This window comes from Streptomyces sp. NPDC001156 (genome assembly GCF_053598275.1).
This window is the reverse complement of sequence record NZ_JBSFJX010000001.1, coordinates 216,172-241,787: the sequence shown is the minus strand read 5'-3', so window position 1 is coordinate 241,787 and position 25,616 is coordinate 216,172. Positions and strand designations below refer to the sequence as shown.

Sequence of the window (25,616 nt, the reverse complement as noted above, 5' to 3'; positions counted from 1 at the left end):
CAGCGCGAACCACGATGGCTACTGCCGCAACGCGCTGGGGGTGTCCTGGTGAGCGCTGTTCTGAACGTCCTTGGAAGCGAGCTGCTCGGGGTCGCTGGCTACCTGGTGCTGGCGCTGATCTGGCGAGCGATCCGGGGTGACCGATAAGCGCCCCGCAGGTACGGCGCCTCAGCAGGCACGCAGCAGACGTCATGGTGCGCCGTGACCTTCCCGTGACCGACCTGGCTGACGTGTTCCGCCACAGTGCAGGGACCGAGCGTCATGAGGGGCGCTGGCGCGTAGTCGGGCGCAACGGCCTGGTGGCAGTCCTCAGTGACGATGGCGTGATCATCACAGTGCTGTTGCGGCGCAGCGAGCAGTGGACCGACAGCGACGTACGGGGGCGAGCGTGAACCATCCCTATGTCGGCGCACACGATGAGCTGCGCATCGAGTACAGGCGGATCACAAAGAGACTCGATCGTTACTACGAACTACAGCGCAAGGGTGATGACTCAGTCCTCACAGCGCAGAAGGTTCGCCGACTCGAAGCCTTGCAACAGGCGCTGATGGGCCACCCAGAGGCACTCAGCCGATGACACCAGGGGCCGGATTCCCAGCGATGGGGACCGGCCCCTATTGCTGCTCGGGTGGCAACGGGTCGGTCACATGGCTGCCACGGCCGGACCACGTGATGATCAATCCCTCAGCGCGCAGGGCAGCCATCGCCCGCTGAACAGTCGACGCAGCAACATCGAATTCCGACGCCACGCGCAGCACTGACGGCATGCCAGAGCCAGGCGGATACGTGCCAGCACGGATGCGGGCGCGCAGGATACCGAGGATCTGCGGATAGACAGGCTGCGTGCGGTCGATCATGCGACCCAGCGTGCGACCTTTCGAGCCATCACGCATCCGACCATTCGACCCGTCGAGCATTCGACGATGCGAGTAGCGTGGGCAGCGCACACAGAAACGGCCCCGCTCCGCTGGACTGGGCAGAACAGCGAAGCGGGGCCTACCGACTGGATTGGAGTCGGCATGGAGAGACTACGGCCCCTGGGGTACGACGCAGCGACGGGCAAGCAGGCGTACGCAGTAACGCGACCAGGCGGGGCGCTGGACAAAGCAGCGGACATGTTCGCGCTGGAAACGGCCACGGTGTGGCACAGCCTGGCATCCGCCATGTGCGAGGCAGACGAGCCACTCAGCGGAGAAGAGGCAGCTTTCGTCCTTGCACGCGTGGTCGAGTCACTCGGCGAGGTACTGCCCATTGCTGCTCGCAGCGTCGCTGACAATCCGGCCGCAGACTTGCCCACCTATCGCGACAGCGGGCGAGACATTGGCGCTGCGATGCGAGACATGAGGCAGTAACCGGCCCCAGAAACAGCTAACGCCCCCAGTACCGAGACAGGTACCGGGGGCGTTCTGTTTGGTGCTCAGCGAGGCTCACAGCGCGCAGCGCGCATGTCGTCGGCGAGCAGGGCCAGCGCAGTGCGCATGACCAGGTTCGGGGACAGAGCCATCTCTCGTGCGAGGGTCAGCAGCTCGGCTACTGAACTTGAACTTGTGATGTCGGATGGTCATCCGCGTGGGCTGCTGCTGTGGGCAAACGGGTCGGTGAGCTGTGTCTCGGGCGGCGTGGCGATGAGGAGAGTGCTGACGGGTCCGGAGGCCGCCGTGAGATTCGTGGGGTCGAGGCTGAGTTCCTGAGCGATGGTCGGGGCGGGGCACTCCCAGTCTGCAAGGAGGTCCACAGCTTCCTCCGGATCCAGGTCTTCGGGGCGTCCCGCGATGTCGATCGCGTCAAGGCTGTTGCGTTCTGGTCGAACGGGCTCGCCCAGTGCGAGCTCGGGGTACTCGCTGATCCAGCGTCTGATGACTGCACCGTGCTCGGCGATCAGCCAGGCATCTCCGTCGCGTCGCTCGCCGTAGAAGTAGGCCTGTGCCTGACCGTGGTGCGTGCTCAGTTCCAGGCAGAGGCGGGTGACATCGGCCGTGCGGTTCAGGTACGGCAGTCCGCACCACGGGCCGATGACCAGCACCCAGCCGTTGAGCGAGGGGGTGACCAACACACGCGAGAAGCGCTCGGAGGGATCGTGGGCGATACGGTCGATCAGATCCGTGCCGGTGGACCAGGACGTCTCGGTGACCTGCGCGAGCCCGACCTGGTCGACCAATTCCGCGCGGTCCTGGGTGCGAACCGCCAGCCAGGACAGCCAGCAGCTGGTGATCGCCTGCGGTGGCTCAAGCGCTGTCATGGGCGGCAGCCTAGCCGCAGGCTGCGTCGCAGGGCGCTTGGCAGATGCAGGAGACGGAACGGCTGTAGGCGCCTTTACGGGGCGCGTAGCTCGGGGTACCGGCGCAGGCTCAGGGGCGCCCACAGGGGCGTGCAGTGCCTTTACGCGCCACAGCACCAGGGGCGCTATCGCGCTGAGTGCCACAACCAGCGGAACGGATACAGGCGCCAGGTGCGAACTCACCAGGTGCGCCAGCGCGTTCGTCAGGATGAGTGCGCAGACAACTGCGGGTACGTCGCGCTTCACGCTGAATGCACGCAGCGCGTAGATGTCGAGTGCGGCCGGAATGCATCCCGCGACGATTGCGCCGTATCCGCAGGCACGTGCTAGGGCGTATTCAGCGCTGGCGGTTACAACCAAGGCAGCGAGCAGGGCAGCTAGGCCGAGTAGGTCTCTGTTTTTCAAGATTACCTGACGGTCCGTCAGTCAGCTATTCCGTACACCTCGCGGACTCGCTGGCGCTCAGGCTCAGAAAGCTCCTGCCATTCGGCCTGGCCGATGCCAGAGCCAATCGGCGGGAAATCGTGGCCCTCTTGGCCCTCTCGTCGCTGTCGGCGCAGCTCACGCGTGTACTCGGTTTTGCACTTGCGGCACCAGGGCTGCAAGCCTCGGCGCGCTTCAAAGGCGAACTCGCTGGCTGGCTTTTCCTGCTGGCAGCGCGAGCACCATTCAGGGAAGTCGTCCCAGTAGTCGGCGGTTACGGTCATGGGCCACTCTCCGTGTAGCTGTATGTCCAATTGGTTGTGTAGAACCAGGTTCTGAAAGGGGCGCACCAGTCGGCGCCCTCCCCCGCGCTCCGGGTCCCCTAGAGCCCAGGGAATCCCCCCCACCCCCAATGTCACTCGCTGTGATTTCTGACAGAAAATCAGAACTCGCGAATGTTGTTCAACGTGATGGGCGAGGGGCGCAGGCCAGGTGGGCAGCCAGCCAGGCAGCCCGGGTCACCTACCAGTCTTGGTAGGTGGTGGTGGTCGGTCACATGAGCCGCCAAAGCATGCGCTCAAAGGTGTTCTCTTCCGTGCGCGGCGGAGTGTAGGCAGTGGCAATTCCCTGGTCTATCCAGCCCTGCGCAACATCGGTCGGCACATTGCGGAGTATCTGCCCGCCGCTGAATACGGCGCCCTGGTAGGTGACCTGGAATCCGGCATTGATCTTGACGTACATGGACTTACGCCCCTTTCAGTTGGGCCAGGCAGGCGGGCCAGGGTGTAATGCCCCGACCCACCTACCAGTTTTGGTATGTTCTCAGCGCTTCAGCGGAACAGCCTGGGCAGCGCCAGCGCGCTCAAGGGTGTCCGCAAGATCCGCATCGACTAGACGCACCAGGCCATCGACATTGATGGGCCGGTACTCCGGTGCAGCCGTGTCGATGGTCAGCCCATACGAAGAAACGAACTGGCGGCAGAACTCGGAAAACGTCGTGTTCGACGTCGGGTTACCGTCCAGACGAGGCAGCGGGCCAGCGCCCTGCGCGTACTGGGTACCGACCAGCGCGACAGCAGCACTGCGCATAACGACAGTGGCATTCCGCATGGCCTGCTCAGCCTCAGCGCGTGCGCGCTCAGCAGCAACATAGGCGGCGCGAATGTCGTCAGCCATGCCGGGCGCAGCCTGCTGCCAAGCAAGGGTTACGGCGCCATTGGCCTGGTTCGCACGCTGGCGCAGCGCCTCCAGAACGCCTACAGCCTCGCCTCGCAGCTTTGCAGCCTGCTCGTAATGGCTGGGCCCGGTCGACAGAGGCTTGCCAGCGAGAGTGGCAGCCTTGGCGTCCTGGGCATCGCGCTGGTGGGCACGCTCCTGCCAATGGTCATCGGCCACGTCGGCGTACTTCAGCTCAGCGTCGCCCAGCGCGTCATAAGCCTTATCGCGCTCCGTCTCAGCAGCAGCAACAGCCTTTGGCATGCCGAACGGGGAGAACGTGTTCGCAATGTCAGTCATCTTCTCCAGCTTTCAGGTGGGCGCCAGTCGGCGCAAAGGTTTCAAGTTCAGCGGCAGTGCGCTTGGTGTGGCCGTGGCCCGAGATAGCGTCACGGCGCATAGTGCATTCGGTCCCGGCGTAATGCCCCCAGTGTGGGCGCTGGTGGCTCGTACGGCGCCGGAATACCTGGGTCAGGCACCTCGGGCACATAAACGGCCCAACGGCCTCTGTATCGGCCGTACAGACGTTCATGTCAGCGATGGACAGCGCGAACAGCACGGGCGTTTACGCACTCCGGACAACGTGCCGCGCGTTCAGGGCGCGTATGTGCTGGGCCTGAGCCTCAGTCAGCGCAGCAGCCTGGCGGATCAACTCAGCGCACTGGGCGACAGTTTCCAGCTCAATGGGCCCGTCATCGTCGGTGATGGAATCGGCCAGTGCGGTTACCAGCCGCTCGACAGCCATACGGGCCTGGGTTGCAGTGTTGCGTGGGCGGATGAGTCCGGACCGCGCAATGTCAGCGGGTGTGGGCGTCATGGTGTCTTCCTAGGCAAGGCACATACCAGTTTTGGTAGGTGCTGGGCGTAGCCCTATCGAGTGGGGCGCGTCCGACGAATAGGCAGCGCCTTGATGATGGTTGTCTGTGTGCTGAGAACGGCGCGATTGGCGGCGAGTAGGTCTGTGACTGCCTCGCGGAGTAGGACCAGTTCGTCATAGATGTCGCGCGAAGTCGGCTCAGGTTCAGTGCTCATCAGTACTCTCGTTTTGCAAAGGGTCGCGGATGCGGGGCGCAGCGCGTTGAACAGCGGGTATGCCTGCGCCGGCGAGGGGTGATCGTTTGCGCGAGCAGCGAGGATGGCGCACGAGCGGGGTGGGTGTCAGATTTCTTGACACCTGTACATTCCCCCTTATGAATTAGAGGGGGTTACTACAGGTGCCAACTTTTCTGACACCCCCATTGGCGCGACCCATCCCGCTGTGCGTTTACGCGTTTTCTGAGCGGTTGAAGACGCCGGGGCCAGTGCCCTGGGGGTCGCTCATCATGCGAATTCCTCGGTAGATCCAGCCACTTGCCTTGGTGCGCACTTCCTCGACCTTCCCGCTGTCGATGAGATGCCGCTTCACGCTGGCAGGGCTGTACTTGTTGGACTTGTCACCGTTCGTGTCTCGCCAGACCTTGAGATCAGCGTTGAAGGTGGAGCGGCGCACTTCGCTGCCCTCGGCGTAGTCGAACAGCTCTCCCACCAGATCCTTGAGCGGGTCCACGGAATCCTTGTGGAACTCCGTTGCAGCGATGACAGCGAGCGGATCGCGCAAACCCTCGGCGTAGTACCGCTTGGCGCCTTCCACAATCCACGCTGCGACGCCTTCCCGTTCCGGCCCTTGAATGGTCGGCTCTAGGTCCGGGTCCCGCCTGTCAGCGAATGACTGGCCGAACAGAATGGCCTTGGTACGGGCCCACAGCGCTGCGCCACCAGAGGCGAACTCCGGCAGGTGGTTGGTCGTCAGAACGATGGTGAACGTGGGCTCAAACGAGAACGTCTTACCGTGAAGGTGGCGGGTACTCACTCGGTCGCCACCACTCATGTTCTTCAGCAGCGCCGTATTCATCGGGGTGCCCTGGTTGCCTTCCTGGGCGACGACCATGCGGGCGCCTCGCATTCCGGCGATTTGCTCAGTGTGGGGCGCCTGTCCACGCACGTTCTCGAAGATGCTGAACTCAACTTCGCGGATGATGTCCGGGCCAAACACAGACTGCATGGTGCGTACCGTGGTGCCCTTGCCATTGCGCCCGTGTGCGCCGTACCAGACGCCTAGCGCGTGTTCCCGCACTTCGCCAGTCACGCAGTACCCAAGGAACGTCTGGAAGTAGCTCTGTAGCTCGCTGTCCTCGGGGAAGACTTCTTCCACAAACCGCAGCCAGCGAGGGGCGGTTGCATCTGGCCGGTATTCGACCTTGGCGCTCTGGGCCAGCATGTCGGCAGGGTTGTGCTTGCGCAGTTCGCCAGTCCACAGGTCCACGGTGCCATTGGTGAACGTCAGCAGGTGGCGCGCACTGTCGAACTCATCCGATGTGACTCGCAGGCTGCGCAGGTTCTCTAGCTCAGCGACGATGGCCTTACGGTGCGGACTGTTGAGCATCAGCTTTACGGCGCTGTTTACCCAGGTGATTGCGGCCGGATTGTCAGTGGCGTACCTGTGCAACACGTGGGCAGCGTCCGTGATGGCCTGAAAGGCTGCGCCGGCCCCTCCCGTTGCTTCCCAGACAGCGTCATTCCAGCGGTACCATCCGACGTTTTCCATGTATCGCAGATGGTGTCCAGCATGGCGGGCAACGAACTTGGCGTAATTCACGTGCTGCACTGGGTTGTCTCGGTTGTAGTGCAGCTTGTCAGGGAGGGTTTCCCAGTTCTCAGTCATGTTCACATGTCCTCATCGTCGAGCAGGTTGGCAGGCTTCTTGGGCGCTGACTTTCTGTCAGGAATCTCGACGCCGTTGGCCTTGGCCAGGGCCCGTTTGAAGGACGTTGCATCAGCAGTAGCGGCAGCCAGCGCGAGGGTTGCGTGTGTCTGCGCGAGAGTGGCGTATGCGGCCTTGTCGTAGTCGCTGACTCGTCCGCTGGCTACCTGCTCGGCGAGTTCCTCGGCGCGCTTGTAGTGGTCAATTCCGTTCATGTGGTTGTCCCTTCCTGGCAGTTGGGTCAGCGGGTCCAGAGCCGAATGGTTCCGACGTCCAGGCCAGTTGCGACGCGTATCTGCGCATGCGTCATTCCGGGGCGAGCCTGCGGGAGGATGGTTTGCAGCTCGCTGTCAGTGGCTGCCAGCTCCTCCTTGAGCCTCTTTCGACGTGCGCCGATTTCGCGTACGCGCCGTGTCAGTTCGTCCATGGGTTTCGCCTCCCTGTTTCGGATCCCTCTGTCAGCAGGGCAAAGCGAAGGCCCCGGTCGCGGTGACCAGGGCCCTGCCTATTTCCTTCTGCCAGGAAGGGAAGTTCTGTGTGAGGCGCTATGCGCTGCCTCGGTATACATCTGTCGATTGGATTACCGGCGCCGTGCGCTGCCTCGAAGTTGTACTAGCGGTTCGAATGCCTCTCCGACATTTCCGCTGGTCAGAGGCTTGCAAAGATAACGGGATGATAACTTTGTGGTCTGTGTTACGCGTACTGGCGTACCGGTCAGCGCGCTTGCCTCGAATAGGTACTAGCGGTTCGAACGCCAGGTAGACAGACGCGAACCTGTTGACACCCGTATTGGTGCGGGTCACCGACCTGCCAGCGCGCAGCAAAGCGCCCCGTCCACCAGATCCACCAGGACTCAGCGAACGGGGCGCAGAGGGGCGCTCAGCGGCGCTCAGCCTCCCATTCGCTGATCATCTCCTCTTGCTCTGCTGCCACCAGGTCAGCCCACGCATTCGCGTAGAACTCGTTCCGCAGGTCGAAACTGACGCGCGACTCGTCCAGCGAGCGCCAGCCACCAGCGCGCCCAGGCTTCACACGCACCTCTGCGCCAGCCTCGATCAGCAGTAGGCGCCGCCCAGCCTGCTCGCTGTGCTCGTACTCGTCAGCGAACGTGAGGCCGGTCGGCTCGTAGCGCACTTGCGCCGCTACCGCTGGCATCGCTTCTAGGGCAGCCAGCCGGGCGTCAAGCGCTTCCATGCGCTTCCTGCGGGATTCCTTACCTGCCTGGCTTGCGGGGCGCTCAGCGCGTGTCTCATCTAGTTCTGCGGACAGCTCTGCAATCTCGGCCGCTGGGCTGAACCCCGGAATCTCGATCCGACGCGTCACGGTCAACGGCCCCACAGCGCTGATGAACTCGCGCTCCGTGTACGACTCCAGCCAGTCAGCGCGCAGGGATACCGGAGTAGCGCACGCCCGGCCATTGGCTTTCGAGCCGCATTTGTACGTGGGGCGCTGGCCACTACGCGACGACTGGACGTTCAGGTACAGCTTGCCCCCGCAGGAATCGCACAGCGCGACGTCGAGCAGCAGCGCGCGAGTGTCCTTGCGCACCTTCGGGCCGCGCGAACGCGCTGTGATCATTGCGCCGATGGTGTCGAACTCAGCACGATCCATGATCGGCTCAGCAGTCAGCGGAACCGGGTTGCCCTCTGCGTCCAACACCATGCGCTTGTCGGTCGTCTTGTGTCCCACAAGGGCAGGGTTACGCAGGATGTTGGCCACGGTCGTTGCCGACCACACAGCGCCGGCCGACTCGCGACCCTGGCGAACGCGCCAGTAGTCAGCGGGAGTTGGGATCCCGTCCGCTGTCAGCGCCAGCGCTATGGCCGTAGGCGAGACTCCATCGTGCAGCGCGTCCACCATGCGCCCGATCACAGCGACTGCGTCAGTGTCCTGCACGAGCGTCCAGCCACCTGCGGGCAGCTCAGCGGGCATGTAGCCATAGGCAGGCTTGGAGCCTCGCCAGCGCAGAGGCATGGTCCGCATGGCAGCCTGCGCCCCGCTGACGCGATCCTTGATCGATTGTGCTTCGAACTCCGCAGCGAAGCTGAAGACTTGAAGCAGCAGGCGCGTAACCAGGTCGACACCCTCACGGAAGTCCAGGACAAGCCTGCCGCCCGGCCCCTCAGCGAAGATCAACACCTTGCGATGGTCGGCAGCCCACTTGGACAGCTCAGCCATGTCGTCCATGCGCCGTAGGGCTCGGTCGAATCGCCACCACACAATGGCGTCGAACTGTGACGCACGGTCACGCAGCCAGGGGCCCAGTTCCGGCCGGTCGAACGGGCTCGTCTTGCTGGCGGACACGCCCAGGTCGACAGCCTCAGCGACGATGGCAGCGCCAACTGCCTCTGCTGCCTGCTGATTTGCTGCTCGCTGACGCTCGGGCGAGGTGGTCTCATCGGTCAGGACAGACAGGCGAATCGCGCTCAGTGCTCTCATCATGGGCAGAACTGTAACTTGCGCATTCTTGGATCGTCGAAGATCATGCAGCTGGCACGGTCGACAGCAGCCAGCGGATCTCCGGGTCCCGCCACGACTCGTGGTACAGCCAGCTGTACTCCTCGTAGTCCGCCACCTGGCTGCCGAGGGGGTCCGCCCGGTCCGGGCGGAACCGGGAGCGCGGGGAAGGACCGGCGAACCCGCGGCGGGCGGTGATCCGCTCGCGCATCGCCGGCGAGGTCTCGTCCGCGTACACCTGGTCGCCCAACAGCAGCAGGACGTCGGGGCGTTCGGCGTCCGGGGCGGCGGCAAGGCGCGCCGCGAGTGTGTCCAGCGCGTCGGGGCCCACCGGGTCCTTGCGGCCGAAGGGAGGCGCGGCCCAGCGGCAGGAGCCGAAGGTGACGCGGAGCACCCCGGGATCCGGGGTGCGTATGGAGGAGGGCGGGAGCGACGACTCGGGCGGTGGCCATACGGGAGTGCCGTCCAGCAGCACCTCGTACGGCTCCGTGGTGCCCGGCACGAGTCCGGTCACGGGCACGATCGCGTAGTGGTGCCCGGCGATGTGGAAGGTCCTGGCCGTGCCGCGGGCGCCCGAGGGGCAGCGCACCTCGGCGGTGCAGGGGCGGCTCGCCTCGACCCACACGGTCGCGGACGAGTCGTCCACGTATCTCAGCAGCGGCCCCAGGCACAGTCTCGCCACGGTGATCCCCTCCTCCGTCGCCCCGTACGGTACGGAACGACGGAGGTGAGCGGGGAGGGGCCGGGGATCAGCAGTTGGCGAGGTAGCTCTGCAGCGCGCTCTTCTCGGCCGAGTCGACTGAGAGGTTGTAGTAGTGCTTCACCTGCACCCAGGCCCGGACGTACGTGCAGCGGTAGGCCGTGCGGGACGGCATCCAGGTGGCCGGGTCCTGGTCGCCCTTGGCCTGGTTGACGTTGTCGGTGACGGCGAGCAGCTGCGGACGGGTGATGTCGTTGGCGAACGCCTGGCGCTGGGACGTCGTCCACTTGCCGGCGCCGGAGTCCCAGGCCTCGGCGAGCGGGACCAGGTGGTCGATGTCGAGGTCGGAGGCGGCGGTCCAGGTCGCGCCGTCGTACGGGGAGTACCAGCTGCCGCTGGTGGCGGCGCAGGAGGAGTCGGTGACGACGTTCGAACCGTCGCGCTTGAGGATGTACTCGCGGGTGTTGCAGGTGCCGCTGATGGTGATCCAGGTCGGGAACAGGTCGCGGTTGTAGCCGGTGCGGTTCTCCGTCGCCACGGTGAGCGAGGCGAGGTAGCTGCGGGCGGTGGCGCCACTGACCGGAGTGGGGAGTGCGGCCGAGGCGGTCGGACCGTTGAAGAGTCCGACGGAGGCTATGAGTCCGGTAAGAGCCGCGAGTATGCTGACGCGTCGACGCGCGTAGACCTTGGGCATGCGAACTCCCTTGTGGGGTGGGGGTGTTGAGGTGCGAGCCAGGACATGCTCGCGGGGGCGCGTTGCCTGCAGGTATGCGTCCGGTTAGACGCTAGTGACGCGTACATGACACAGCAAGGGGTGTGACATGACTTACGGCCCCTGAAGGGCCGCCCGGCGGTCGCGTAGCATGGGGTGCGCAGAAGGGGAGTAGCTCTTCGCCGGACCGTCGACATACTGCTCAGCTCGTCTGAGCCGGCGCCCGGAGGCGGATCCTTGTCGAGGATCGGCCAGCGAGACCTTCGGCATGCAGTGCACATCCGTGTCCTCGGCACGGGTGACCCGTGCGCTGTCATGCCGAGGTGTTGCAGCAGTCACAGCGCTCTCGGTGGGGCAGCCCCGACCGATTGAGGAATTTTGATCAGCATCACCGTCCTGGCGCTCGTCTTCGGCGTCGTCTTCCTGGCCGAGCTGCCGGACAAGACGGCCCTCGCCGGACTCGTCCTCGGCACCCGCTACCGCGCCTCGTACGTCTTCGCCGGTGTCGCCGCCGCCTTCCTGCTGCATGTCGTGCTCGCCGTCGCGGCGGGCAGCCTGCTGACCCTGCTGCCGCAGCAGATCGTGCACGGGATCACCGGAGTGCTCTTCCTCGGGGGCGCGGCCGTGCTGCTGCTGAAGAAGGGTGACGACGACGAGGAGATCCGCCGGCCGGAGAACCAGAGCTTCTGGAAGGTGTCGACGGCGGGCTTCATGCTCATCCTGGTCGCCGAGTTCGGCGACCTCACCCAGATCATGACGGCCAACCTCGCCGCCCGCTATGACGACCCCCTCTCAGTGGGTCTCGGCGCCGTCCTCGCCCTGTGGGCCGTCGCGGGCCTCGGTATCGTCGGCGGCAGGGCGCTGATGAAGAGGGTGCCGCTGAAGCTGATCACCAAGGTGGCGGCGCTGCTGATGCTGGCCCTCGGGGTATGGAGCCTGTACGAGGCCGTCGCGGCGTGACGCGAGTGCCGCGGGCTACAGGTGGCCGTTCGCCTGTCGCCACGGCGTCCGCGCGGTGTCGCAGCGGTGTCCTCGAGATGACCGTTCCGGAGGGAGTGACTCCGATGCAGGTCAGCGGCGGTGGCACGAGGCGAGCCTGTTTTGTATCGTGAAGGAACAAAGTGGCTCCCGTCCGCTTCCCCTGACCGGCGGGCGGGGCCGCCTTGTCCCTGGGGCCGCCCGCCGGCCCCTTCCTCGCGTACTGGAGCCATGCCGATGCCGGCCACGACCGTTCTCACCGCCCGCGCCCTCCTGCTGGACATGGACGGCACCCTCGTCAACTCCGACGCCGTCGTGGAGCGCTGCTGGCGGCGCTGGGCGGACCGGCACGGGCTGGACGCGGACGAGGTGATGAAGGTCGTGCACGGACGCCAGGGGTACGCCTCCATGGCCGTCCTGCTGCCGGACCGCCCCATGGAGCAGAACTTCGCCGACAACGACCGCATGCTCGCCGAGGAGACTGCCGACGTGGACGGCGTGGTCGAGGTTCCCGGCGCCTCCGCGTTCCTCGCCTCCCTGGCCGGGCTCCCGCACGCCCTCGTGACCTCGGCGGACGTGGCACTGTCCACCGCCCGTATGGGTGCGGCGGGCCTGAAGCTGCCCGACCTGCGGATCACCGCCGAGTGCGTGGGCGCGAGCAAGCCGGACCCCGAGGGTTTTCTGAAGGGCGCGGCCGAACTGGGTGTCGCCCCTGAGGACTGCGTCGTCTTCGAGGACTCCGGCGCCGGTATCACCGCGGGACGCGCCGCCGGGATGCGGGTGGTCGGCGTCGGCCCCCGGGCCGGTGTGCACAGCCCCGACGTCCTGGTCCCGGACCTGACCCGGGTGCGCGCCGAGGCGGCGGAGGACGGGACGATCCGGGTGCACATCGGCTGACCGGGCGGCGTCCCGCCGGGCGCGTCAGGGCTCGGTCGTCTCCGACTCCAGCTTCAGCCTGGTGGCGGGCCCGTACACCCCGTACTCGTCCCCAGTGACGCCGCGCGCGAACTGGTAGGTACGCACCGCGTATTCCACCTGGCTGTCGTACTCGCCGTCCGCCTTGCCGCTGTGCAGGTTCAGCTGACGCAGCCGGAGTTGGAGTTCGGTGACCTCGGGGCCCTCGTCGCCCGGCCGCAGGACGGGGCCGGCACCGCTCCCGGAGGTCGCTGACGGCGATGCGGTGGCCCCCGCGGTCGTGGCCGAGCGGCTCGGGGCGGCGGAGACGGAGGGGGTCGGTGACGCGCTGTACGTCACCGAGGGCGAGGGGCTGCTGGTCGGCGACGGCGGCGCACTCACCGAAGGTGCCACCGCCGAGACCGTGGATGGCGGGGCCGACACCTCGCTCGGCGACGAGGCCTCCGGCACGCTCGCCCGGATGCCCTCGGGCAGTGCCCCGTCCCGCTGCGGCGACTCGTACGACAGCAGCCCGCCGACGAGCGCCGCGGCCGCCGCGATCACCACGACCGCCCCGCCGGCGGCCAGCAGCACGGTGCGCCGCCTATGGGCCGCCGGCTCCTCGTCCGCGAAGGCAGGGGCCGGGTGAGCACCGTTCTCGCCTGTTCCGCCGGGCACTGCGCCGAGCCGCATGGTCTCCTCCGGCCCCGCGAGACCCTCCGGCACGGCACTCCGAGCCGGCACGGCAGCGAGCCGGACCGTCTCGTTCACGGCTGCCGGCCAGACGGTCTCGCCCGCGGCCGGCAGGACGACCGTCTCGTCCGCGGCCGCCCCCCGTGCGGTCCCGTCCGTGTCCGCAGCGGTCCGCCGGGCGGTGTCCGGCCCCGTGCCGAGCCCCTCTGTCCCCGCCGGCTCGGTGGCCGGCCCCTGCACCCCATCGGGAGTGCTCTGCCCCCTGGAACCCTCCGGTCCGGGAGCCGGACGCCCGGTGTCCTCCCGTACGGCCGCGAGCCGCATGGTCTCGTCGGGTGCGGCCGACCCGGCCGCCGGCTCCTCCGCTGTCCGGCCCGGGTCCCCCGGAACCTCGGCCGCGGGGACCGCGAGACCCACATAGGGACGGATCCGCAGCGGATCGAAGTCCTCTGCCGCGGCCGCCTCCGCCGTCCGGGCGTCCCGGAGCGCTTCGGACGCCCGCCGGGTGCACCCGCACGACGGCGTGCCGTCCGGCTGTCGCGGTGCCGCGCACTCCGGGCAGGTCTGTCCGTTCGTTCCGCTCACGCGTGGGTCCCCTCCCCGACGAATTCCAGAAATTATGCAGATCTCCCTCACGGAATCTCCCAGAGCCCCCCGGAATCTCCGCTTCCCATCGGGACTCAACAGGCCATAACTGGTCACACCGACCACGATGAGAGTGGACGACGGACGGGAATCCCCGGGACCGAGCGGGGTCCCCGAGCCCCAGGGTCCACGGAGGTCGTACGACCGTCCCCGGAGGCCTTCATGACCGACGACACGCAGGGCAGGGCGGGAGAGGCAGCAGCGGCAGGCGACGGCATGGGCGATGTCGGCGGCGGACTGCTCGCCGGGCGGCGCGCGTCCGTGGACAGGAGCGTCCAGGGCGGCGTCCTCGTCTCCATCGGCGCACTGCTGCTGGGCATGCTGCTCGCCGCGCTCGACCAGACCATCGTCTCGACGGCGCTGCCGACCATCGTCAGCGACCTCGGCGGCCTCGACCATCTGTCCTGGGTGGTCACCGCCTATCTGCTCGCCTCGACCGCGGCGACCCCGCTGTGGGGCAAGCTCGGCGACCAGTACGGGCGCAAGAAGCTGTTCCAGGCCGCGATCGTGATCTTCCTGATCGGGTCGGCGCTGTGCGGTATGTCCCAGAACATGTTCGAGCTCATCGCCTTCCGCGCGGTCCAGGGGCTCGGCGGCGGCGGACTCATCGTGCTGTCGATGGCGATCGTCGGCGACATAGTCCCGCCCCGGGAACGGGGCCGCTACCAGGGACTCTTCGGCGCCGTCTTCGGCGCGACCAGCGTGCTGGGGCCGCTCCTCGGCGGGCTGTTCACCCAGCACCTCAGCTGGCGCTGGGTGTTCTACGTCAATCTGCCGGTCGGCATCGTGGCCCTCGCGGTGATCGCGACGGTCCTGCGCATCCCGCGGAAGGCCGAGCGGCACGTGATCGACTACCTCGGCACCCTTCTCATCGCCTCCGTGGCCACCTGCCTGGTCCTGGTCGCCTCGCTCGGCGGCACGACCTGGCCCTGGGCCTCGCCGCAGATCGTCGGCCTGGCGGTCCTCGGGGCCGTCCTGCTCGTGGCCTTCGTGCTCGTCGAACGCCGGGCGAAGGAACCCGTGCTCCCGCTGAGGCTCTTCGGCGTCCGCACCTTCACGCTCTCCGCGATCATCAGCTTCATCGTGGGCTTCGCGATGTTCGGTGCGATGACGTACCTGCCGACGTTCCTGCAGATCGTCCACGGCATCACGCCGACCAGCTCCGGTGTGCACATGCTGCCGATGGTGGTCGGCATGCTGCTGTCGTCCACCGGCTCCGGCCAGATCGTCAGCCGCACCGGGCGCTGGAAGGTCTTCCCGATCGCGGGCACCGCCGTGACCACGGTCGGCCTTCTTCTGCTCCACCAGCTCGACGAGCACAGCGGCACCGCGGAGATGAGCGGCTACTTCTTCGTCTTCGGCCTGGGCCTCGGTCTGGTGATGCAGGTCCTGGTGCTGATCGTGCAGAACGCCGTCGGTTACGAGGACCTCGGCGTCGCCACCTCCGGTGCCACCTTCTTCCGCTCCATCGGAGCCTCCTTCGGCGTGGCCATCTTCGGCACGGTGTTCGCGAGCCGGCTCGGCCACAACCTCACCGTGGCGCTCGCCGGGCGCTCGCTCCCACCGGGCGTAGGGCCGGACGCCCTGAAGGCCGACCCGCGCGGTATCGCCACTCTCCCGGCCTCCGTACGGCCCTCCGTCCTGCACGCGTTCGCCGTGTCGATCACCGACGTCTTCCTCTACGCCGCCCCGGTCGCCCTCCTCGGCTTCGTCCTGGCGTGGTTCCTGCGCGAGGACAAGCTGCGCGGTTCGGTGACGGCGCCGGACGGGACGGAGACGCTGGCGAGCAACCCCGTGCAGCGTTCGTCCTACGACGAGGTGTGCCGGGCGCTGTCCCTCCTGGGCTCCCGTGACGGGCGGCGCCAGGTCTACGACAAGATCACCTCGCGGGCCGGGTACGACCTGCTGCCCGGAGCGAGCTGGCTGCTGCTGCGCATCAAGAAGTACGGCTGGGCCGAGCCGGGGGTGCTGGCCGAGCGCAGCACGGTCCCGCTGAAGGTCATCCTCGCCGCCTCGCGGCAGCTGGAGGAGCGAGGTCTGGCCCGGCGCGAGGGACTGGACCTGTATCTGACCCAGGAGGGCCGTGAGGTCGCCGTGCGCCTGGCCAAGGCGCGTGAGGAGTCCCTGGCCGAACTGCTCGGCGACTGGTGGGGCCCGGACCGCCCGACCGATCTGGTCAAGCTGGTCCGGGAGCTGAACACGGAGATGTGCGGCAGCGACGCGGAGCGTCCCGGCGAGCGGTCCCGGACCGGCCCGTCCGGACGGGCCTAGGCCAGCCGCTTCGCGAGCCAGTGCTCCGCGTACGCCTGGTCGTTGTGCGGCTCGGTCTCCTCGTACCCGAGGCGGGCGTACAGAGCGCGGGCCTCGACCAGGTCGTGGCGGGTGTCCAGGATGATCCTCCGTGCGCCGAGCGTGCGGGCCGCCTTCTCGGCGGCGGTCACGAGGAGCGGGGCGCCGCCCCGGCCGCGCAGCTCCTTGCGCACGAAGACCCGCTTCAGTTCCGCGGTGCCGGAGTCCAGCAGCTGGACGCCGGCGGTGCCGGCCGCCTCGCCCTCGTACCGCGCCACCAGCAGCAGCCCGCCCGGCGGGGCCAGATACCCGCCGGTGTCGGCGGCGATCTCCCGCTCCAGCTCGTCCGGGTCGGTGGCACGCCCCTCGTGGAGCTGGTACCAGCGATCGCTGACCTCCGTGTAGTACGCCCGCCACAACGCGGCGGCGACGGGCGAGTCATGGGGCTCGGGGGCGACGGTCCAGGTCATGCCGGACATTGTCGTGAACGGCCGGGCAGCGGGCGCAAGCGAATTTGCGGGGCCGCCACCCGGTGACGACGGTCCACTCCGGTCCGCTCCCCGGCGCACACGGGCCGAGGGGCGGCGGGCTCCGGCTGTGCGCCGGTCGTTTGGCTGCGGCGGTCCGGGCAACCCGGGCGGAAGACGGCCCGCAGGGCCGAGAGACCGGAAGGCATCCATGTCCACAGGCGTGATCATCGTTCTGATCGTGATCGTGATCGTGGCGGCCGTCCTCGCGGGCGCGGCCGCCTTGTCCCCTCGTGCCCGGAGCACGTTCGCCGGGGGAGGTCTGAAAAGCCGCTTCGGGCCCGAGTACGAGCGCACCGTGGCCCGTCACGACGGCGACACCAAGGCCGCCGAGCGGGAACTCGACGAGCGGCTGAAGCGGTACGGCTCGCTGCACGAGCAGCCGCTGGAGCCGTCCGAGCGCGAGCGGTACACGGCGCGCTGGACGGCGGCGCAGGAGCGATTCGTCGACTCCCCGAGGGACGCGGTGGCCGAGGCGGACCGGCTGCTTGCCGAGCTGGCGGGCGCACGGGGCTTCCCGGACGGCGGCCGCTACGAGGAGCAGCTCGACGCGCTGTCCGTGCACCACGCTCACCATGTCCATGGCTACCGCCGGCTGCACCGGGCCGCACTCGCCCAGGCCGACGGCGACACCGAGGAACTGCGCGCGGCCATGCTGGACGCGCGCGGCCTCTTCGAGGAGCTCACGGCGCCCCCGCGCCAGGAGCAGGCCGCTCCCTCGGAGGAGACGCCCGCGCGGACCCCGGCCCGTGACACGGGGAAGTCCCGCCACGCGTGGACGTTCCACCGGCAGCACGCGAAGGGAAGTTGACGGCCATGGCGGACAGGACACCGGGCAGGAGCGCCGACGGCCGGGAACCGGCCGCGGCACGGCCGGACGAACGCGGCCGGCGGGAGGAGACGTCCGTACGGCCCGGCGAAGTGGGCCGCGGCGCGAGGGACGAGGTGCGTCCCGGCGAGAGCGTGGGCGGTGAGCGGTCCGAGGCGCGGTCGGCCGCGAGCGGTCGCCCGGAGGGGGCTGCCGATGTGCGGTCCGGCCTGGGTGAGGGCCGAGAGGAGACGTCCGTACGGCCCGGCGAAGTGGGCCGCGGCGCGAGGGACGAGGTGCGTCCCGGCGAGAATGTGGGCGGTGAGCGGTCAGAGGCGCGGTCCGTCGCGAGCGGTCGCCCGGAGATGGCTGCGGATGCGCGGTCCGGCTTGGGCGGTCGCCAGGAGCGGGCGGCAGAGGTGCCGCCCGGCCCGGGTGATCGCCGGGAAGGGGCCGCGGATGTGCGGTCCGGCGCGGGTGTCCGTCCGGAGGCGGTCGAAGGGCGATCAGCACGGCGCGAGGAGCGCCGGACCGCGAAGGCGTGGCCGGGTGAGGGCCGGCTGCTGCCGCCGGAGACCTGCGACAAGTACGGTCTGCGCCTGCAGCACGCCGTCGGCGAGTTCGTGGACAGCCCCCGGGAGGCAGTCGAAGAGGCCGACCGGGTGGTCGAGGAGGTCGCCGCAGAGCTCGCTGACGCCCTGGTCTCCCGGCGGCGGACCCTGAAGGCCTCCTGGCAGGACACCGGCGACGGCACCCACGCCACCCCCGACACGGAACAGCTGAGGCTCGCCCTGCGCGACTACCGGGCGACGGCGGAGCGGCTGCTCGGCATCTGACATCCAGTCCACGACGCGGGGCCGCACCCCGGACCATGTCCCGGGGCGCGACCCCCGCACGCTGTCGCGCTCAGTCCGCTCCGGGGCGCTCGGCCCGGCGCGCGCGCCAGTCCCGGACGATCTCCTCCACGTCGTACGGCTTGAGACCCAGGGGCGGTCCCGGCGGCGGCTTGAACATCATGTCGCGGATCTTCACGTTCAGGTCCTCGACCAGCCGTCGCACCAGCCGCTCGGAGGGTGCCACCGCGGCCGCCGCCAGCGTGTCCTCCGCCTCCTTGCGCAGGGCCAGCGTCGGGGGCAGGACCGCGATCCCCTCGCGGGCCATCTTGCGCTTGATCCACCACAGTTCGTCGTACACCGTCTCGGTCACGGCGGGCGCGGGCCGGCCCGCCCCCGGCAGGTCCGTGAACTCCCCGCGAGCCTGAGCGTCGCGGATCTGCTTGTCGGCGAAGGACTCGAAGCTGACGCCGGGTGGCTTGCGCTCGGTCATGGGTTCATTGTGCCGGAGGTCACCCGACGGGGCGATCGGGCGAATTATCATTCCGCAGCGAACGCCAACCAGGCTCAGCGGCGGAACACTTGAACCGCCGCAGCGCCGGAACCGCCGCACTCAGGAGGAGCGCACGTGCTCGAACTCACCATGGCCTCGGTCTCCCGGGAGGACGCCGGGGCGACGGCCGGCATGCAGATGGCCGACGCGCCCAGCGATCCGGGCTCCGTGCTGCGGGTGGGCCGGGACAAGACCGTGTGCAGGCTGGCCACCCCCGACGACTGGCTGTTCATCTCCCGTGTCCACCTGGAGTTCCTGTGCGGCCCGGACGGCGGCTGGCAGGTCACCTGGCTGCGCGGCTCGCACGCCGATCCCTCCTCCGAGGTGCTGCTCACGCTGGCCGGGCACCCGGTGCAGCCGCTGCCGTACGGCGGCACGGCCCGACTGCCGCACGGCGGCTCGGGGGAAGTGGTCATCCGGGACCGCACCGCCCCGCGCAGTGTCAACGTGGGCTTCTACCACGAGGTCTGAGGGGCCCGCGGCCTCAGCCGACGACGCGCGCCAGCGCGAACCCGTCGTGTCCCTTCGTGCCCACCGTCTGCACCGCCGTACCGCTCAACTTCGGATGCGAGCCCATCAGTTCCAGCGCGGCGCGGGTGCCCCGCACGCTTGGGTCCTCGCTGTCCGCGTCGGTGACCCGGCCGGCGCGCACCACGTTGTCGAGGATGATCAGGCTCCCGGGACGGGTCAGTTTGAGGGCCCATTCGACGTAGCGCGCGTTGTTGACCTTGTCCGCGTCGATGAAGACCAGGTCGAAAGGCTCCGGGCGCTCCTCGGCCAGCTTCGGCAGCGACTCCAGCGCCGGGCCGACGCGCACCTCGGTGATCCCGCCCAGGCCCGCCCGTGCGAGGTTGCCGCGGGCGACCTCGGCGTGCTTCGCGTCGTACTCCAGGGTGATCAGGCGGCCGTCCTCGGGCAGTGCGCGGCCCATCCAGATCGCGCTGTAGCCGCCGAGCGTGCCGATCTCGAGGATGCGGCGCGCACCCTGGATCACGGCGAGGAGCTGGAGCAGCTTGCCCTGGTTCGGCGCGACGTTGATGGGCGGCAGCCCGGCCACCTCACTGTCGCGCAGGGCCGCGGTGAGTGCCTCGTCTGCGGGGGAGAGAAGGTCGGTGAAGTAGGCGTCGACGTCGTCCCAGAGCTCCTGCGCTGTGCTCATGCACCATGCCTCTCATATGCCTAGTTAGGTGGGCTAACTAGTCTCCCTAAGGAATATAGCCCGAGGCGAGCTCTCCTGTCAGTGGATGTCCCCTGATCGGGCCGCCCCACGTGCGGCACCGGGACGACGTCGGTGGACGCCCCCGTACGGGCCCCGGTCAGCGCTCCCCGCGCTCGACCGAGGGCGCCGAACCGGGCAGCGGCCGTCCGGCGGACTCCGCCATGAACCACACGGCGGCACCTCCGATCACGGCCGCCGCCATCATGTAGTAGGCGGGCATCATCATGTTCCCGGTCGCCCCGATCAGCGCTGTGACCACCAGCGGGGTCGTGCCGCCGAACAGCGACACCGAGACGTTGAAGCCGATCGAGAGCGAGCCGTAGCGCACCCGGGTCGGGAAGAGGGCCGGCAGCGCGGCAGGCATCGCCGCCGTGAAGCAGACCAGCAGCATGCCCAGCGCGCCCATCCCGAGCGCGACCGCGAGCAGGCTGCCCTGGCGGATCAGCAGCAGTGCCGGAACCGACAGCAGCAGGAAGCCCGCGCAGCCCGCCGCGATCAGCGGGCGGCGGCCGATCCGGTCGGTGAGCGCGCCGGCGAAGGGCTGCACGACCATCATCAGCGCCATCACGCCGAGCACGACCAGCAGTCCGTGGGTCTCGTCGTACTTGAGCTCACTGGTGAGATAGCTCGGCATGTACGACAGCAGCATGTAGTCGGTGACGTTGAAGACGAGCACCAGGCCCATGCACAGCAGCAGCGCCTTCCACTGCCCGGTGACCATCTCCCGCAGGGGCACCTTGGGCCGGTCGGCCTCGGCCTTCTCGACCTCCGCCGCGAAGGCCGGGGTCTCCTCCAGGCGCATCCGCAGATAGAGGCCGATGACGCCCATCGGGCCCGCGATCAGGAAGGGGATCCGCCAGCCCCAGGCCACCAGGTCCTCGGAGGACAGCAGTGCGGTCATCACGGTGACCAGGCCGGCGCCCCCGATGTACCCGGCGAGCGTGCCGAACTCCAGCCAGCTGCCGAAGAAGCCGCGCCTCTTGTCCGGCGCGTACTCGGCGATGAACGTGGACGCGCCCGCGTACTCGCCACCGGTCGAGAAGCCCTGGACCAGGCGTGCCGCGAGCAGCAGGACCGGGGCGCCGACGCCGATCGTCGCGTACGACGGGATCAGGCCGATCGCGAACGTGCCGGCCGCCATCATGATCATGGTCAGGGCGAGCACCTTCTGCCGTCCGATGCGGTCGCCGAGCGGCCCGAACACCGTGCCGCCGAGCGGGCGGACCAGGAAGGCCGCGGCGAACGCGCCGAACGTGGACAGCAGCTGCGCGGTGGGGTTGCCGGACGGGAAGAACACCTTGCCCAGCGTCACCGCGATGTAGCTGTAGACGCCGAAGTCGAACCACTCCATCGCGTTGCCCAGTGCGGCCGCCTTCACGGCGCGCCTGACCAGAGCCGGGTCGGTGACGGTGGCCTTGGGGTGGGCCGGGGCCTTCGGTGCGAGGGGGACGGAGAGTGGAGCGACGGTCGCCAAGGTTCCGCTCGCCTGCCTTTCGACGGGGACAGGGACAGGGCTCGCCGCCGGCGGGCGGACCGGTGGACTGCCGCGGGGCGGGCCGAAAAGCGACCATAGGTGTACCTGCCACCGTTACGTCCGGTGACCGGTGTACCGCCCAGCGTGCCTAAATGCGGCCTAAGCAGGTGCGACGCGCGCGTCGCGGGGCGCCGTCCGCCGTCCTGTTTGTGATCCTTCTCGCGCCCCCTGGCTGGAACCGGACTGCTCATGCACCGTCGTCCGGACCAAAGCCGGGCGGATCTCAGGTGAAGTGGGGGTTGCCTGCGTCTCACATCGGGGGTGCCAAACCTCATAGGGTGCGGACAGGCGTAAACGCGCGGGATACACGGAACGAACGGGGCGGGAGGGCCGACGGGGCGTGGCGAACGCGGAGCACAGCGGTCAGATGGGCGGTGCCTTCGGGGCGGGGGCGGCGGAGCAGGCGCAGGCACGGCTGAAGGTGGCCCGGATCGGCCTCTGGACGATCGCCGCCGTCCTGGCTCTGCGCCAGGTCACCGTCGCCCTGAGCACACCCCGGGGCGACCGGCTGACGGACCTGGAGACCTGGGTGGGGCCCAACGGGGTCCTGCACGTCAGCGGGTCGCTGTACGACTCGACCCGGTTCACCGGCACGCCGTTCGCCGGTCTGGTGCTCAAACCCCTGACCCGGGCGGCGCAACAGGCCCTCGGCTGGAGCTGGACCTTCGGCACGCTGCTGCTGGTCGTCGCGCTCGGCCTGGTCGCCGCCCGCGCCCTGCCGCAGCCGGTGACCCGGCGCAGCTCACTGCTCGCCGCGCCCGTCGCGATCAGCCTGCTGATGCTGTCGCTGCCGGTGCGCAACACCCTCTACCTCGGCCAGACCAGCATCATCCCGGTCCTGCTGGTGCTGCTCGGCTGCTTCGCCGTACGGGGGGAGCGGGCCGGCGGTCTGCTGATCGGCCTGGGCGCCGCGCTCCAGCCGACCGTGCTGCTCTTCGCCCCGCTGCTGTGGTTCACCGGACGCCGCCGTGCCGCCGTGTCCGCCGCCGGTACGTTCGCGGTGTGCACCGTGCTCGCCTGGGCGGCGATGCCGCACGACTCGTACACCTACTGGGTGCACCATCTGGCCGGCACCGGCCTCGGCGGCAAGGCCGACGACCACGCCAACCAGTCCCTGCACGGCGCCCTGCTCAGACTGGGCCTGGCAGGACCGCTGGAGATCGGGCTGTTCTTCCTGCTGGGCGCCGCGGTCGCGGTCCTCGGGCTGCGCCGCGCGATCCGGTACGCACACGACGGTCAGCTGCTGCTCGCCGTCGCCGTCACCGGGTGCGTCGCCGTCGTCGTCTCGCCCACGAGCTGGCAGCACCAGCTGCTGTGGGTGCTGCTCGCGGTGGTCGGACGGGTCGGCCGCAGAGCCTCCGACCGGTATATGTGGCCGGTTGCCGTCGTCCTGGTGATGACACTGCCGGCGACGATGATGTTGCCGAACATCGGGGGCATCGAGCCGCTCCGCGACAACCTGGTCCTGCTGGCCGCCCTCGCCGCCGCCACCTGTGTGCCGTTCCTGTTCCGGACCTCCCCTCATTACCGGGCGCCCGTGCCCACCGAGTACGCCCGGCCCGCCCCCGCCCGCTGGAAGCACGTGCCCCTCCTGCCGTACTTCCGCAGGGTCCTCAGCCGCCCCAACCTGCTGCTCGAACTGCTGCTGATCAGGGTCACCTACGCCGCCTACGCCCAGGTCAGGCTTGCGGCGACCGGTGACAGCAGCACGGCTGGCCGGCCCACCGCCGAGCACCACGGCGACCAGGTCCTCGCGGCCGAACGGTTCCTGCACATCGACGTCGAGCACTGGGCCAACCATGCCGTCGTGAAGGTGGGCTGGCTGCGCGGCTTCTTCGACTTCTACTACGAGTCCTTCCACTTCGTGGTCCCGATGACCGTCCTCGCCGTGCTCTGCCTGCGCCGCCCGGTCGACTACCGTTGGGCGCGTTCGGTCCTCGGCTTCACCACCCTGATCGCCCTGGTCGGCTTCTGGCTCTATCCGCTCGCCCCGCCGCGTCTGATGCCGCACCTCGGGATCATCGACACCGTCCACGGGGTCCAGGACTTCTCCAAGCCCGACTACGGGACGCTGACCGCCGTGACGAACCAGTACGCGGCGATGCCCTCGCTGCACTTCGGCTGGTCCGTGTGGTGCGGCCTCACCATCGCGATCCTCGCGCCCAGGTGGTGGATGAAGGCGCTCGGCCTGCTGCACCCTCTCTTCACGGTCTCGGCGATCGTGGCGACCGGCAATCACTGGGTGCTGGACGCCGTCGGCGGTGCGGCCGTGGTCGGTGCGGGCTTCGGGCTCGTCTATCTGCTCCAGGGGCCCCGGGCCCGGGTGGCGGTGGCGGCCGCCGAGGTCAGCACCGCACCGGCCCCGGTGAAGGCCCGTACTCCGAGCTGATCCGGTACGTGCCCGGCGCGGTGACCGTCAGCCGGGTGAACTCTCCCGCGCGGGTGAGACAGCCGCCCTCGGCCCGCAGCCAGGGCGAGTAGGCGATCCGCACGGTCACCGAACCGGGCCGCGGCACCCGCACGTCCATCGTGGCGCTCGTCGTCCGCAGCACGGCGGCCGGCGCCTGCACCAGGGGCACCGCGCCCCGCACCCGGTACACCCTCCAGTGAGCGTCCTGCCACACCGGCTCCAGCCAGGCCGGGCGGTGGTCGCGGACCAGCCGCGCCTCTTGTTCGGCATACCCGTCCGGCTTGCCCAGCGGCAGGACGACGAGACCGACCGCCCAGTGGTCCAGCCAGCCGCGGTAGGCCGCCGCCGAGAACGTGCCGTCGTAGAAGAGGCGGCCTCGCTCGATGTCGAGCTGCCGGTTCCAGCCACGGGCCAGGTTCATGTGCGGGGCGAGCGCGGTCGCCTCCCGGTGGTTGCGGGCGGGCACGACCTCCACCCGGGTGCGGTCGGCGCCGAGTGCCTCGAGGGTCCGCAGTACACCGCCGGTGTCCGCGGCCCAGGCCGGCACCGTGGTCGAGACACGCAGGTCGTCGGCGGTCTTGCGGCCCACCCAGGCGACGGAGAGGACCAGCGCGACGATCAGGAGATTGCGCCGCAGCAGGTGCAGCCGGGGCGCGGTGAGCAGCGCCGCGAGCAGCACGGCCGGTGCGAACAGCTCCGCGAACCGCTCGACGTTCGTCCCGATCGGCGACGGGATCAGATACACGAGGACGGTTCCGGCCGCATAGACGACCCCGCTCCACCGCGCGACCCGCCAGCGGCGCGGAGCCAGCACCGCGACGGCCAGGCCCAGCAGGGCCGGCTGCCAGATGCGGCCCGCGGGCATCAACTGCTCGCCCTCGAACGGGAACAGCAGGGTGGTGGTGGCGACCACCGCGAGGGGCGGCAGCAGCAGGACGAGGGCCCGACGCCAGTCCCGTACGAGCAGGAATCCGGCCCCCACCACGGCCAGGAACAGTCCGGCCACCGGGCTCGCCATGGTCGCCAGGGTCGCGCACGCCGCCGCGAGCACCGGCCGCCACCACCTGCCCCGGTCTCGGCCGCGCTCGTGCCGGGGGACCCCCACCAGCAGCACACAGCCCGCCAGCCCGAACGCGACGCCCAGCGCGAACGTCGTACGGCCCGACGCCACGTCGCACCACAGCGCCAGCGACGCGAGCAGCGCGGGTCCGGCCGGCCTGCGGACCCCGGCGCGCACGATCAGCGCCGCGGCCAGCCATGTGGCGGTGAGGCCGGAGACGACGGTGACGGTGCGCACGCCGAGCGCGGCCATCAAGTAGGGCGAGATCACGCTGTAGTTGGCGGTGTGCATCCCGCCATACCAGAAGAGGTTGTACGCCGACGCACCGTGCCGGGCGGCGAACCCGGCCCATGCCTCCTGGGCCGCGAGGTCACCGCCGCCGGTGGCCAGCAACAGCCACCACACCGCGTACAGCGGCAGGACGGGGAGCGCGGCGAGGAGCGGTATCCGGTGGCGGTCCCGGAATGCCAGGAAGGGGTGTTTCCGCAGGGTGGCCGGGTCCTCCGGCCGGACGACGGTGAGCTCGGCAGGGGCCACGGGTGCGCATTTCCGTTCGACGTCTTCGGCGGGTGGGACGACTGTGCCCCCTGGAAGACGCCGGAGGGAAGACGGACGTTCACCTGAAGGTGGGTCACATGGGTCGTATGC

General features: G+C 69.0%; 25 protein-coding genes and 1 pseudogene. 8 read left to right on the top strand and 18 right to left on the bottom strand.

The annotated features are described in order from the left end of the window. Positions 1-388 precede the first annotated feature (388 nt). Complete coding sequence (locus tag ACWDA7_RS01075; protein WP_450602103.1) at positions 389-577, top strand: hypothetical protein; 189 nt, start codon at positions 389-391, stop codon at positions 575-577. A gap of 37 nt (positions 578-614) precedes the next feature. Here ACWDA7_RS01075 and ACWDA7_RS01070 read toward each other — a convergent pair whose 3' ends face one another. The 12 genes and pseudogenes from ACWDA7_RS01070 to ACWDA7_RS01015 all read right to left on the bottom strand — a co-directional run bounded on the left by ACWDA7_RS01070 (position 615) and on the right by ACWDA7_RS01015 (position 10,507). Next, a complete protein-coding gene (locus tag ACWDA7_RS01070) occupies positions 615-857 on the bottom strand; it encodes a GntR family transcriptional regulator (protein ID WP_450602102.1) in 243 nt (80 codons plus the stop codon). Positions 858-1,561: 704 nt separating this feature from the next. Beyond that, the gene (locus ACWDA7_RS01065) at positions 1,562-2,239 is read right to left on the bottom strand and encodes a hypothetical protein (RefSeq protein WP_450602101.1); all 678 of its coding nucleotides are present in this window, start codon (positions 2,237-2,239) and stop codon (positions 1,562-1,564) included. Between the two features lie 461 nt (positions 2,240-2,700). Further along, on the bottom strand, positions 2,701-2,985 hold the full coding sequence (locus ACWDA7_RS01060; RefSeq protein WP_450602100.1) for a hypothetical protein: 285 nt from the start codon (positions 2,983-2,985) through the stop codon (positions 2,701-2,703). Between the two features lie 268 nt (positions 2,986-3,253). Beyond that, on the bottom strand, positions 3,254-3,442 hold the full coding sequence (locus tag ACWDA7_RS01055) for a hypothetical protein (RefSeq protein WP_450602098.1): 189 nt from the start codon (positions 3,440-3,442) through the stop codon (positions 3,254-3,256). 81 nt (positions 3,443-3,523) lie between these two features. Continuing rightward, the gene (locus ACWDA7_RS01050; protein WP_450602097.1) at positions 3,524-4,216 is read right to left on the bottom strand and encodes a hypothetical protein; all 693 of its coding nucleotides are present in this window, start codon (positions 4,214-4,216) and stop codon (positions 3,524-3,526) included. Beyond that, positions 4,209-4,406, bottom strand: coding sequence for a hypothetical protein (locus tag ACWDA7_RS01045; RefSeq protein WP_450602158.1), 198 nt, complete (start codon positions 4,404-4,406; stop codon positions 4,209-4,211). Before ACWDA7_RS01045 ends, ACWDA7_RS01050 begins: the two co-directional genes overlap by 8 nt. A 774-nt stretch (positions 4,407-5,180) precedes the next feature. After that, positions 5,181-6,617 (bottom strand): DNA primase family protein, encoded by a 1,437-nt coding sequence (locus ACWDA7_RS01040; RefSeq protein WP_450602096.1) that lies wholly within the window; start codon positions 6,615-6,617, stop codon positions 5,181-5,183. 2 nt (positions 6,618-6,619) lie between these two features. Next, a complete protein-coding gene (locus ACWDA7_RS01035; RefSeq protein ID WP_450602095.1) occupies positions 6,620-6,871 on the bottom strand; it encodes a hypothetical protein in 252 nt (83 codons plus the stop codon). A gap of 26 nt (positions 6,872-6,897) precedes the next feature. Beyond that, positions 6,898-7,083 (bottom strand): hypothetical protein, encoded by a 186-nt coding sequence (locus ACWDA7_RS01030; RefSeq protein WP_450602093.1) that lies wholly within the window; start codon positions 7,081-7,083, stop codon positions 6,898-6,900. Positions 7,084-7,535: 452 nt separating this feature from the next. Then, entirely contained in the window at positions 7,536-9,098 is a 1,563-nt protein-coding gene (locus tag ACWDA7_RS01025; RefSeq protein WP_450602092.1) for a recombinase family protein, read from the bottom strand. Positions 9,099-9,127: 29 nt separating this feature from the next. Further along, positions 9,128-9,795 (bottom strand): annotated as a pseudogene (locus ACWDA7_RS01020) (DUF7800 domain-containing protein); the annotation flags it as partial. 67 nt (positions 9,796-9,862) lie between these two features. Further along, complete coding sequence (locus ACWDA7_RS01015) at positions 9,863-10,507, bottom strand: HNH endonuclease family protein (protein WP_450602091.1); 645 nt, start codon at positions 10,505-10,507, stop codon at positions 9,863-9,865. 396 nt (positions 10,508-10,903) lie between these two features. On the opposite strand from ACWDA7_RS01015, the gene ACWDA7_RS01010 reads away from it, so the two are divergent. Both ACWDA7_RS01010 and ACWDA7_RS01005 read left to right on the top strand, forming a co-directional pair. Next, positions 10,904-11,485, top strand: a complete 582-nt coding sequence (locus ACWDA7_RS01010) for a TMEM165/GDT1 family protein (protein ID WP_450602090.1) — start codon at positions 10,904-10,906, stop codon at positions 11,483-11,485. A gap of 249 nt (positions 11,486-11,734) precedes the next feature. Continuing rightward, complete coding sequence (locus tag ACWDA7_RS01005) at positions 11,735-12,400, top strand: HAD family hydrolase (RefSeq protein ID WP_450602089.1); 666 nt, start codon at positions 11,735-11,737, stop codon at positions 12,398-12,400. Positions 12,401-12,424: 24 nt separating this feature from the next. Here ACWDA7_RS01005 and ACWDA7_RS01000 read toward each other — a convergent pair whose 3' ends face one another. Further along, positions 12,425-13,675 carry a peptidoglycan-binding protein gene (locus ACWDA7_RS01000; protein WP_450602088.1) on the bottom strand — a complete coding sequence of 417 codons (1,251 nt, stop codon included), beginning with the start codon at positions 13,673-13,675 and terminating at the stop codon, positions 12,425-12,427. Between the two features lie 276 nt (positions 13,676-13,951). Here ACWDA7_RS01000 and ACWDA7_RS00995 point away from each other — a divergent pair, with 276 nt between their 5' ends. Then, the gene (locus tag ACWDA7_RS00995; RefSeq protein WP_450602157.1) at positions 13,952-16,006 is read left to right on the top strand and encodes a DHA2 family efflux MFS transporter permease subunit; all 2,055 of its coding nucleotides are present in this window, start codon (positions 13,952-13,954) and stop codon (positions 16,004-16,006) included. Here ACWDA7_RS00995 and ACWDA7_RS00990 read toward each other — a convergent pair. Then, the gene (locus ACWDA7_RS00990) at positions 16,003-16,503 is read right to left on the bottom strand and encodes a GNAT family N-acetyltransferase (protein WP_450602087.1); all 501 of its coding nucleotides are present in this window, start codon (positions 16,501-16,503) and stop codon (positions 16,003-16,005) included. The two genes, ACWDA7_RS00995 and ACWDA7_RS00990, sit on opposite strands and share 4 nt — an antisense overlap. 199 nt (positions 16,504-16,702) lie before the next feature. On the opposite strand from ACWDA7_RS00990, the gene ACWDA7_RS00985 reads away from it, so the two are divergent. Together ACWDA7_RS00985 and ACWDA7_RS00980 are read left to right on the top strand one after the other, a co-directional pair. Beyond that, complete coding sequence (locus ACWDA7_RS00985; protein ID WP_450602086.1) at positions 16,703-17,362, top strand: hypothetical protein; 660 nt, start codon at positions 16,703-16,705, stop codon at positions 17,360-17,362. A 5-nt stretch (positions 17,363-17,367) separates the two neighbouring features. Further along, positions 17,368-18,195, top strand: a complete 828-nt coding sequence (locus ACWDA7_RS00980; RefSeq protein ID WP_450602085.1) for a hypothetical protein — start codon at positions 17,368-17,370, stop codon at positions 18,193-18,195. A gap of 70 nt (positions 18,196-18,265) precedes the next feature. On the opposite strand, the gene ACWDA7_RS00975 is transcribed toward ACWDA7_RS00980, so the two are convergent. After that, a complete protein-coding gene (locus ACWDA7_RS00975) occupies positions 18,266-18,685 on the bottom strand; it encodes a DnaJ family domain-containing protein (RefSeq protein WP_450602084.1) in 420 nt (139 codons plus the stop codon). Between the two features lie 135 nt (positions 18,686-18,820). Here ACWDA7_RS00975 and ACWDA7_RS00970 point away from each other — a divergent pair, with 135 nt between their 5' ends. Next, positions 18,821-19,216: a hypothetical protein gene (locus tag ACWDA7_RS00970; RefSeq protein ID WP_450602083.1), complete on the top strand. Its 396-nt coding sequence runs from the start codon at positions 18,821-18,823 to the stop codon at positions 19,214-19,216. Positions 19,217-19,229: 13 nt separating this feature from the next. Here ACWDA7_RS00970 and ACWDA7_RS00965 read toward each other — a convergent pair whose 3' ends face one another. Together ACWDA7_RS00965 and proP are read right to left on the bottom strand one after the other, a co-directional pair. Further along, entirely contained in the window at positions 19,230-19,904 is a 675-nt protein-coding gene (locus ACWDA7_RS00965; protein ID WP_450602082.1) for an O-methyltransferase, read from the bottom strand. A gap of 157 nt (positions 19,905-20,061) precedes the next feature. Further along, on the bottom strand, positions 20,062-21,438 hold the full coding sequence (gene proP / locus ACWDA7_RS00960) for a glycine betaine/L-proline transporter ProP (RefSeq protein WP_450602081.1): 1,377 nt from the start codon (positions 21,436-21,438) through the stop codon (positions 20,062-20,064). 400 nt (positions 21,439-21,838) lie between these two features. Here proP and ACWDA7_RS00955 point away from each other — a divergent pair, with 400 nt between their 5' ends. Next, positions 21,839-23,887, top strand: coding sequence for a bifunctional glycosyltransferase 87/phosphatase PAP2 family protein (locus tag ACWDA7_RS00955; protein ID WP_450602080.1), 2,049 nt, complete (start codon positions 21,839-21,841; stop codon positions 23,885-23,887). On the opposite strand, the gene ACWDA7_RS00950 is transcribed toward ACWDA7_RS00955, so the two are convergent. Further along, entirely contained in the window at positions 23,844-25,505 is a 1,662-nt protein-coding gene (locus ACWDA7_RS00950; protein ID WP_450602079.1) for a hypothetical protein, read from the bottom strand. The two genes, ACWDA7_RS00955 and ACWDA7_RS00950, sit on opposite strands and share 44 nt — an antisense overlap. Between the last annotated feature and the right edge of the window lie 111 nt (positions 25,506-25,616).